At 38.2% G+C, this 1,277-nt stretch carries 1 protein-coding gene; it reads right to left on the bottom strand.

All coding sequences use genetic code 11. The features are described 5' to 3' along the window. Positions 1–41: 41 nt before the first annotated feature. A protein-coding gene (locus tag V7014_RS07925; RefSeq protein WP_335505924.1) for an IS3 family transposase occupies positions 42–1,183 on the bottom strand; the annotation gives its coding sequence in 2 pieces (ribosomal slippage) (positions 42–913 and positions 913–1,183; 1,143 coding nt in all). Positions 1,184–1,277 lie beyond the last annotated feature (94 nt).

The raw sequence follows: 1,277 nt of genomic DNA, 5'->3' as shown, positions 1-1,277 counted from the left end.
GGCACTGCCTGTCATTTTTGAGACAGTAAGAAAACACCTTATTATGCAGCCAGTTGACGGTATTGTACCGGCGACTGGCTGTTTAGTTTCGTTTGAATACGAATATTGTTATAATAATAAATATATTCTTCGACGATTTGAATCACATGCGCATTTGTAGTGCGATGGATTCCGTCGAGATAGAACGTTTCAGACTTTAGCGAGGAGTGGAACGTTTCGATTGGGGAATTATCAGCTGGCGTGCCTTTGCGGGACATGCTCATGGTAATTCCTTTTTCTTTGACAGCTTGCTGATAAGCATACGATGTATAGACGGAACCTTGATCACTGTGCAATACACAACCTTCTGGAAACGTAGGTAGCTGATTTAAGGTATCTAACACGAATGACGTATCTTGTGTAAAACCAATTGTTTGGGCAATAATTTCACCGTTATATAAATCTAGAATACTTGAAAGATACATCATCGACTGTCCAAAAGGCAAATATGTAATATCGGTTACTAGCTTTTTAAGTTGTTTCGTCGCTTTAAAATCACGATTTAATCGGTTTGGAACTACATAAGACGGCTGACCAGTACGTTTACGTTTCTTTACTTTGACTCGACATTGCCACCCATGTTTTTGAATCACTCGCTGAACTGTTTTTCTACTTATATTCGGTAAGAGATCAGCGATTTTTCGATAGCCATATGTAAATTTATGTTTTTTGCACAAATCTCCAATTGACTGGTCTCGGATTTCCTTTTGAGTTTGCTTGTCACCATTCGCTTTCCATCGATAATACGATGCACGAGCTACACCTAAATGACGACATACTTCTTCAATCGTCATGACCCCTTTCAACTCTTCTACTACTTGCACAACTACTTTTGGAACCACTTCCTTTCCAACTCTGCGTACTTTTTTAAGACTTCAATCTGTTGTTTTAAATAACGATTCTCTACTTGTAACTTCGCTGTTTCGTTTTCGTATTCAGGTCCTTTGCCATAGGAGTATTGTTTTCCGACAGGCTGTTCTAGACGATGCAGCTCTCCATTTCGATACCAACGCATCCAAGTTTTAATTTGTGTATAGTTTCGAATATTCAATTTTCCCATCACTTCTTTAACAGGTACACCCGCTAACCGCATTTCAATAGCCTTCATTTTTACTTCAATTGGATAACTTACTCTTGTTCCCATTGGAAAAAACACCTCACATTGATTAGATATTTATTCAATACCCGTTTTTCAACGAAAGGTGTTTTTATTTGTCTCATTTTTTTAGGTCAGTGCC

Source organism: Bacillus sp. JJ722, from assembly GCF_036963345.1.
Taxonomy (GTDB): domain Bacteria; phylum Bacillota; class Bacilli; order Bacillales; family DSM-1321; genus Bacillus_AD.
Note: the sequence above shows the minus strand (reverse complement) of the source record. Positions and strands in the feature narration are given on the sequence as shown.